General features: G+C 65.1%; 6 protein-coding genes and 1 pseudogene. 5 read left to right on the top strand and 2 right to left on the bottom strand.

Translation table 11 applies throughout. The features are described 5' to 3' along the window. The 5 genes and pseudogenes from ACFY5D_RS08170 to ACFY5D_RS08150 all read left to right on the top strand — a co-directional run. Positions 1–297 (top strand): annotated as a pseudogene (locus ACFY5D_RS08170) (serine hydroxymethyltransferase); the annotation flags it as partial. Between the two features lie 155 nt (positions 298–452). Beyond that, the gene (locus ACFY5D_RS08165; RefSeq protein WP_387527492.1) at positions 453–1,862 is read left to right on the top strand and encodes an L-serine ammonia-lyase; all 1,410 of its coding nucleotides are present in this window, start codon (positions 453–455) and stop codon (positions 1,860–1,862) included. A 142-nt stretch (positions 1,863–2,004) separates the two neighbouring features. Continuing rightward, positions 2,005–2,511, top strand: a complete 507-nt coding sequence (locus ACFY5D_RS08160; RefSeq protein WP_387527490.1) for a GNAT family N-acetyltransferase — start codon at positions 2,005–2,007, stop codon at positions 2,509–2,511. Positions 2,512–2,983: 472 nt separating this feature from the next. Beyond that, positions 2,984–4,342 carry a magnesium transporter gene (mgtE, locus tag ACFY5D_RS08155; protein WP_387527489.1) on the top strand — a complete coding sequence of 453 codons (1,359 nt, stop codon included), beginning with the start codon at positions 2,984–2,986 and terminating at the stop codon, positions 4,340–4,342. A gap of 203 nt (positions 4,343–4,545) precedes the next feature. Then, positions 4,546–5,694, top strand: coding sequence for a hypothetical protein (locus ACFY5D_RS08150; protein ID WP_387527486.1), 1,149 nt, complete (start codon positions 4,546–4,548; stop codon positions 5,692–5,694). Between the two features lie 66 nt (positions 5,695–5,760). On the opposite strand, the gene ACFY5D_RS08145 is transcribed toward ACFY5D_RS08150, so the two are convergent. Together ACFY5D_RS08145 and ACFY5D_RS08140 are read right to left on the bottom strand one after the other, a co-directional pair. Continuing rightward, the gene (locus ACFY5D_RS08145; RefSeq protein WP_387527483.1) at positions 5,761–6,747 is read right to left on the bottom strand and encodes a metal ABC transporter solute-binding protein, Zn/Mn family; all 987 of its coding nucleotides are present in this window, start codon (positions 6,745–6,747) and stop codon (positions 5,761–5,763) included. Positions 6,748–6,823: 76 nt separating this feature from the next. Continuing rightward, positions 6,824–8,131, bottom strand: coding sequence for a YibE/F family protein (locus ACFY5D_RS08140; protein ID WP_387527480.1), 1,308 nt, complete (start codon positions 8,129–8,131; stop codon positions 6,824–6,826). Positions 8,132–8,213: the final 82 nt, after the last annotated feature.

Genomic DNA, 8,213 nt, shown 5'->3' with positions numbered 1-8,213 from the left:
GACGGCCAGCAGGGCGAGGACCTGTTGGCGAAGGTGGAGATCACGGTGAACCGCAACGCGGTGCCGTTTGACCCGCGCCCGCCGATGGTCACCTCCGGCCTGCGCATCGGCACCCCGGCACTGGCCACCCGCGGCTTCTCCGAGGCCGCCTTCGTGGAGGTCGCGGACATCATCGCCGAGACCCTCATCGCCGGCACCGAGGAAAACAACGCGGCGGCCCTCGCGGCCCTGAAGGACCGCGTGCACGCCCTGGCCAACGCACACCCGCTGTACCCGGAGCTGGCAAAACTGGCCTAATCCCAGGCCGCCAGTTGCATCGCTGCGAGTCCGGGATTCACAAGATCCCGGACTCGCAGTGTTTTTACAAACGGTCGTGGTACGCATCACATGCGCACCGATCCATCTCCCATCCGACCGCCCCCTCGGCAGTACCTCATGAAGGAAGTCATCTCATGGCTATCAGCGTCTTTGATCTTTTCACCGTCGGCATCGGGCCCTCGTCCTCGCACACGGTCGGCCCCATGCGCGCCGCCTACGCCTTTTCCGCAAAGCTGGTGCGCGAGGAATTCATCGCCGACACCGCCTCGCTGCGCGTTGACGTCTACGGCTCGTTGGCCGCAACCGGCCGCGGACACGGAACCTTCACGGCCATCATGCTCGGGCTCGAGGGGTTTGAACCCGAGAAGATCCTGCCTTCGGAGGTTGACGAGCGCCTGGAGGAAATGGAATCCAGCGGCAAGCTGCAGCTGTGCAGGGCGCTGGGCGCGGGCAAGGAACTCGAGTTCTCCGTTGCCGACATGATCCAGCACCCGCTGACCGTGCTTCCCCGCCACACCAACGGCATGAAGCTCGCGGCCCTGGATGCCGACGGCAACACGCTGTGCGAGGAAACCTACTACTCGGTGGGCGGCGGCTTCATCGTGCGCGAGGGCGCCGAGGAAAAGCTCGCCGCAAACTTCGAGCAGGCCATCAACTCCCAGCCGTACCCGTTCCGCACCGCAGCCGAGCTGCTGGACCACTGCGCCACCACCGGGCTTTCGATCGCCGGGGTCATGGCCGCGAACGAGGAAGTCCACCGCTCCAAGGAAGAAATCCGCGCCGGCCTGCTGCACATCTGGCAGGTCATGGAGGACTGCAAGGATGCCTCGCTGGAGCGCGAGGGCGTGCTGCCCGGCGGGCTGAAGGTGCGCCGCCGCGCCCCCGAATGGCACAAGCGCCTGGCCAAGGAGGACAAGGACCGCGATCCCGTGTTCTGGCAGGAATGGGTGAACCTGGTCGCCCTGGCCGTCAACGAGGAAAACGCCTCCGGCGGCCGCGTGGTCACCGCCCCCACCAACGGCGCCGCGGGCATCATCCCGGCCGTCATGTTCTACGCCACCCACTACGCGCCGGGCGCCAAGTACTGGAACCAGGAGGAGCGCGAGGACGTCATCGTCCGCTTCCTGCTCACGGCGGCCGCCATCGGCGTGCTCTACAAGGAGCAGGCCTCGATCTCGGGCGCCGAGGTCGGCTGCCAGGGCGAGGTCGGTTCGGCCTCCTCGATGGCCGCCGGCGGGCTCGCCGAAATCCTCGGCGGCACCGTCGATCAGGTGGAAAACGCCGCGGAGATCGCCATGGAGCACAACCTTGGCCTCACCTGCGACCCGATCGGCGGACTCGTGCAGATCCCCTGCATCGAGCGCAACGCCATCGCCGCCTCCAAGGCCATCAACGCCGCGAAGATGGCCCTGATGGGCGATGGCCAGCACCACGTGACCCTCGACGAGGTCATCATCACCATGCGTGAGACCGGCAAGGACATGAGCTCCAAGTACAAGGAAACCGCGATGGGCGGCCTGGCCGTCAACGTCATCGAATGCTGATCCGCCCGGCACGCATGACCCTGTCCGAGTAGTCGGCGAACCACGTGATGCCGCCCGGCCCAAGGCCCGGGCGGCATTTTCGTGCGGCGGACCGGGCCCGCATCGCCGGATCCACATGGCCCGCACTGGTAATCTTCCAAGCATGCTCATCATCAGACCTTTCGAAAACGAAGACCGCGACGAAGCCCTGCTGGCGCGCGCCGAACTGGATGCCGACGACTTCGATTTCCTGCTGGGCTACTCCTTCCGCCGGGGCTTCGACGAGTACCTCGACCAGCTCAACGCCCACGAACAGGGCCTGGGGATTCCCGAGGGATGGGTCCCCTCCGCGCTGTGGGGCGCCTTTGTCGATGGAGAACTGGTGGGGCGCACCTGCATCCGCTTTGAGCTCAACGACCATTTGCTGCTGGTCGGCGGCCACATCGGTTACGGGGTGCGCCCTGCCTACCGGCGCCGCGGCTATGCGACCGAGATCCTCCGCCTGTCGCTGGAACAGCTGGCGCAGCGCGGCATCGAGAAAGCGCTTGTCACCTGCGGCGAGAAGAACACCGCATCGGCGCGCACCATCGAGGCGAACGGGGGGATGTTGGAAAACGTCGTCCAGATCGGCGAGGAACGCACCATGAGGTTCTGGGTTCCCACCAGCTGACGTTGAACGCCGGTTCCGGACGGACAAGCCGAGTGTCGCCGGGCACGATTTTGGCAACTCCGGGGGTTTTGCGCTTAGGATGACCCTAGGGATCGAATTTCGCGTGCCGCCATTGGCATGCAGTCGATCCGCCCCGATGAGACCCTAGAAGGGATGGAGGTGACCGCTCGCATGGACGACGGACATAGTCGATCTACCGCACCGCGCGAGCCTCGCCTGAGCCCGCGGGAACCATCCTTTCACCGAGCCTAGGCGGTTTTCGGTACACACCCGAAGACCTTGAGATCGGCCAGTGGCAATTTCCTGCCATGGCGGTGAACCCGGAAAATCTTCCGGAGAACCTGGTATTCCCCATTCCCGGCGATGAGTTCGTGCGGTTGCGGTATTGCATCCACACCACACTCATTTTTTGCACACGCCGCGGCAACCCCCGCGTATTCCCGCGTGTGCCTAAGCCGGAGGGAACCGGAACATGATCAAATCTCCCACCATCTCGTTCGACGAAAGCGCCGAACTGTTGGTCAAGGCACTCGGGGCCAACAACGTGGCGGACGTTTCACGGGTGTTGAAGCCCCTTGACGTAACCGAAACGCTCGAACAGCTCGAACGCCTCAACACCATCGAGCGTGCGCTGGCCTACCGCACGCTGCCAAAGGGCCGCGCCATCGAGGTCTTCGAGCGCCTGGATGCCGCACTGCAGGCCGACCTGGTTGCGGGCTTGCAGGATTCCGAAGTCGCCGAGGTGTTCGCGGGTCTGAGCCCCGATGACCGCGTTGCGTTGATGGATGAATTGCCGGCTTCCGTGGCCAACCGCCTGATCCTCGGACTGAGCGAGAAGGATCGTGCGCTTACCTCCACGGTGCTCGGCTACCCCCAGGGTGCGGTCGGCCGCTACATGAGCCCCGAGTTCGTGATCACCCACCCCGAGCTGACGGTAGGGGAGACCCTGGCCCGCGTGCGCGCCCAGCTCGATGACGCCGAAAGCGTCTACACGATTCCCGTCACCGACGTCGGTCGCCATCTGGTCGGGGTTGTGTCGTTGCGCGACGTGCTGCGGGCCGAGCCCGACGTGTTCGTCTCCGGGATCATGAAAAGCCCGCTGAGTGTCCCGGCGACTCAGGACGCGGAGGAGGCCGCGCGCTACTGCGCGGACGCCAAGGTGTTGGTGCTGCCGATCGTGGATGCCGAGGATCGGCTGGTCGGCATCCTCACGGTGGACGACGCGCTGCAGATCCTTGAGGATGCCGAGAGCGAAGACGCCGCCCGCGCCGGCGGCAGCGAACCGCTTCGCCGGCCGTATCTTGCAACGCCGGTGCGCAGCATCGTACGGGCCCGCGTGGTGTGGCTGCTGGTGCTGGCCCTCGGCGCGACGCTCACCGTGCAGGTGATCGGGGCCTTCCAGGCGACGCTGGAAGAGCAGGTGGTGCTTTCGCTGTTCATTCCGCTGCTGATCGGCACGGGTGGCAACACCGGCAACCAGGCGGCAACAACGATCACCCGCGCCTTGGCGTTGGGGGATGTCCGGCCCAAGGACGTGTTCAAGGTCTTTGCCCGCGAGGTGCGCGTCGGTGCCCTGTTGGGCCTGCTCCTGGGATCCCTGGGATTCACGATCGCCGCACTGGCATTTTCCGTGCCGATCGGGCTGGTCATCGGGCTGACTCTGCTCGGCGTGTGCACCATGGCCGCAAGCATCGGCGGGCTGATGCCGCTGCTCGGGAAGGCCGTCAAGGCGGATCCGGCGGTGTTTTCCAACCCGTTCATCTCGACGTTCGTCGATGCCACTGGCCTGGTCATCTACTTCCTGATCGCCACCAGCATCCTGGGCATTTAGGTCCCTGCGACAAGCCCGTGGGTGTGCCGGATGGGTGCGGTTTCGCGGGCCCCAAAAATCCCTCGGGGCCCGCGAAACCGCACCATATTACCCATACGAAAGCGTTTCCGACAGACCCTTTCGGCAACGTGTGCTCCGGTGCTACGGTGGGCAGACGGATCGAATCGGCATGCGGCAAACACCGCGTGGGAAGGAGTTCCCCCATGGCATCACGCGCAGGTTCCACAGGAATCGACGCCTCGCTCTACCGTCGAGAGGGCCAATGGTGTACGGCCCTTTTCGACGCTTCTCTAGGAACCACCGCCGCGCATGAAGCGGCGGATGAACTTCCGGAAACCGTCAGCAAAATCCTTGCCTCGCAACAGGCCTCCGAAGCGGATATCAGTGCCATCAGGGCGGCTCTGGTGCCTGCCAGCGGTTGTCCAGCACCGGTCGCGCGCTTCGTGGCCGTCAACAACGGGGAAGTCGTCGTCGACGAACTCATCCAGGGCCTCAAGATCCAGGACCCCGACGTCGATTGCGGACCCTTCCCGAATCTCGTGGCACTGGCCCGGGCCAGGGGAGGCCAATTCCCGTATCTGGTGGCCGAGGCCAGCCGGGACGGCGGCGAAGTCCGCCTCTACCACTCGTCAATCCAAGAGGTGGGCGACCGCCGCGGGGTCATCGGCGATCCCGAAGAGGCGCACCACGCCCGCAAGGTGCCGGGCCGCTACGACGAGCCAAAGAACAGGTCGGCCACCGAAGAGATTTGGCGGCGGAATGCCGATGAACTGGCCAAGCAAATCGATGAGCTGGCCCGCGAAAACTATGTGAAGTTGATTGTGCTCGCCGGAGACGTGAAGGCCTGCGAACTGGTTGTCAGCCAAATGGCCCCGGCAAACAAGGCGATCACCGCGACGTTGGACCAGCACACCCGAACCGGGGGTGCCGACCAGGCTGTCTTTGCGGCGGCGGTGGCCGAGCACGTGAACGAGGTGGTCGACCGCGAGCTGAAGGAATTGGCCGACAAGATTGGCAATCGCACCGGCAATGGCAGGTCCGATCTCGCGGTTGGTTTCGACGAGGTTGTCGCCGCCTTGCAGAATGCACAGGCAAGCACGGTGCTGGTCAACCAGTTCCAGGATGATGAATCCCTGGTTGCGTTGACTTCCGAGCCGTGGCTCACCGGTGAGGGTTCGGATGAACATGCCGAGTTGGTCATCGGTTCGTGGCCGGCGCCGGAGGTCCTCCTGCGTGCCACGGCGTTGACGGACGCAACGATCCGCTATGTACCGGAAGGTGTCCTGCCCGAGGGGGTTGGCATCGCGGCGTTGCTGCGTTGGCCCACGGGCGAGGCGCGCCCGGCGGAGTGATTTGGGAAGTACCCAAGCAGCGGTGGAGGCCCCGGAACAGGGACCTCCACCGCTGCCGTGTGGGCGCTACTTGATGCCGGTTTCGATGGACTTCAGGTTGCCGGCCATCCAGTCGACGTATCGGGTGTTGGGCGGAAGCGTCTCGGAGAAGTCAACGACCGGCACGTTCTGCTTCACGGCGAAATCGCGGATGCGTTCGGTCTGCGGGCTGGCGGTTTGGGTGTTGTAGGCCAGCACGTCGATTTTTCCCGCAGCCAGCAGGTCCGTCATCTTCTTCAGGGCCTGAGGTGAAACTTCAGCACCGCCCTCGATGGCCTCGCTGAAACCGGCCGGGGTCAGGTCCTCCATGCCGAGATCCTCCAGCAGGTGGTAGGGCACGGGCTCGGTCATCGCAAAGTGCCTGCCCTGGACTTCGCCATGCAGGGTCTTGGCGCTGGATTCGAGTCCCGTCAGTTCCTTGTCCAGCGTTGCTGCGTTGGCCTCGAATGCGGCCCGGCTTTCGGGGCGGATCGTTGAAAGCCTGTCCGCTATTTCCGGGACGAGCTCCCGCATGGAATCCAGGTCGTACCAAACGTGTTCGTTGAAGTTTGCGTGCGCGTGGCCGGAGTGGGCATCGTCCTCATGCTCATGCTCATGCTCATGCGCGTCATGCTCCGTGGCCTCGTGGTCGGGACTCTCTGCGGGGACCGGTGAGTGGTCCACCGCGTGGAGCACCGACTGCTCGGGAAGGTGTAGGTCCTGGGCCAGGCTGTCGAGGAACTGGTCGTAGCCGCCGCCGTTGCCGATGACGAGCTGGGCCTTGGAAACGGCTAGCTTGTCGCGAGCAGTGGCTTCGTAAGAGTGCGGGTCCTGGGATGGGGAGTCGATGATGGAAGTGCTGTCCACCAGGTCTCCTCCGACTTCCCCGGCGAGATTTGCGTAGACGGTCGTGCTGCTGAGCACCTGGATGCGGGAATCCTCGGCGGAGGATTGCGCCTGGGCGGTGTTTCCGCAGGCGGCAAGCGCCAGGATGCCTGCCAGTGCCGTGGCGGCCAGGCCAAGTGTTCGAGTCATGAGGGGAGTGGGTCCTTTCGGAACGCGTTGAAAGTGTCGAGATCCCCCACTGTAACTTAAATAAGAATCATTAGCATTAATGTTGGTGTTGTAGGCCGGTGGCGTGCGCTTCCGGGCCGCGTGGCTGCTCCTCGATGTGCGGGGGATTCCGGCGTGCGCGTCGACCCGAGCGCTTGGCGGGGTCTCCGTTGCCCGTCGCCTTGACCACCACCACGGCGATGGCCGTGGTGACGGGGATTGCCAGCACCAGCCCGATGGATCCGACCAGGATGCGAATGATTTCCTCGGCCATTTCCCCGGTGCTGAGCGTGTCCAGTAGGGGGCGGTCGTAGAGGCTGACCAGGACCAGGATGGGCAGCGCCGCACCCGCGTAGGCGAAGGCGATGGTGTAGACGGTCGAGGCGATGTGGTCCCGGCCGATGCGCATGCCGGAGGTGAACAGCTGCCGCGCCGTGGAGTGCGGGGCGATCTCCGCCAGTTCCCAGATCGCGGAGGACTGGGTGATCGTGACGTCGTTGAGCACCCCGAGCCCCGCGATCAGCAGGCCGCAAAGCAGGAGTCCGGAAAGGTTGAGGCTCGGGGCCACGGTGTTGAGCGTGAGGGCCGCGTCGTCTGTGGCTCCCGTGAGGGACGCGGCGTCGGTGGCCCAACTGGCGATGGTCGCCGTGACGCCCAGGCCGAAGAGCGTCCCCAGCAGCGCGGTGGAGGTCCGGGCGGAAAAGCCGTGGGCAAAATACAGGGCGGCGAACATGACAACCGTGGATCCGACGAGCCCGACGAGCATGGGGGACTTGCCCTCGAGCAGTGCCGGGATCATGAAGCCGACGATGAAAACCAGCCCGCCCGCCAGGCCAAGCAGTGCACGCAGGCCCCGCCAGCGGGCGACCAGGCAAACGACCAGCGCGTAGGCCAGGGCCAGGATCGCGAGCGGCACCGTGCGGACGAAGTCGACAAAGACGTAGGGGGCCGAGGAGCCGTCGGAGACCTCCGAGAGGTCGAGGTATTTGATGTGGTCCCCGGGCTTCAGGGGCCGCGACTGGGTGGTTTCCGGCGGTACCTCAAGGGCGAACGTTTTCCCGGCGCCGTCCGGGGCCACGTAGGAGATTTCGCACTGGAGTTCCTTGCCCCCCACGTCCTCGAGGCCCTCGGATGACGGGCAGGTTTCCGTCAGCGTCCGGGTGACGGTCCCGGTGGCCATGGCGACGCCCGGGCCCGCGCCGTAGGGGTTCTCGAGGAAGGGTGTGCGGTCGCCCGTCGGCCACAGCAGGATGGTGCCCAGTAGTGCCGCGATCCCCACCGGGGCCAGCAGGATCCAGAGGATGAGGTTGGCGCGCCGCCGCCGTCGTGGATCCACAAGTACGTCGCCGTGGTGATGCCCGCCCATGAAAGTGATTCAGCCCCGTTCGATTTGCTGCCCGCGTGTTCCTTGGGAAGTCTACCGAAGTTGGGCTAATGATTCTCATTAA

Origin of the sequence: Paeniglutamicibacter sp. NPDC012692, assembly GCF_042901625.1 — a bacterium.
Lineage (GTDB): Bacteria > Actinomycetota > Actinomycetes > Actinomycetales > Micrococcaceae > Paeniglutamicibacter.
This window is presented reverse-complemented; position numbering and strand designations above follow the sequence as displayed.

Excerpts from the sequence above, each read along its gene's own strand:
- ACFY5D_RS08145 (WP_387527483.1), bottom strand. The coding sequence starts at position 6,747 with ATGACTCGAACACTTGGCCTGGCCGCCACGGCACTGGCAGGCATCCTG.
- ACFY5D_RS08160 (WP_387527490.1), top strand. The coding sequence starts at position 2,005 with ATGCTCATCATCAGACCTTTCGAAAACGAAGACCGCGACGAAGCCCTG.
- ACFY5D_RS08165 (WP_387527492.1), top strand. The coding sequence starts at position 453 with ATGGCTATCAGCGTCTTTGATCTTTTCACCGTCGGCATCGGGCCCTCG.
- ACFY5D_RS08140 (WP_387527480.1), bottom strand. The coding sequence starts at position 8,131 with ATGGGCGGGCATCACCACGGCGACGTACTTGTGGATCCACGACGGCGG.
- ACFY5D_RS08150 (WP_387527486.1), top strand. The coding sequence starts at position 4,546 with ATGGCATCACGCGCAGGTTCCACAGGAATCGACGCCTCGCTCTACCGT.
- mgtE (WP_387527489.1), top strand. The coding sequence starts at position 2,984 with ATGATCAAATCTCCCACCATCTCGTTCGACGAAAGCGCCGAACTGTTG.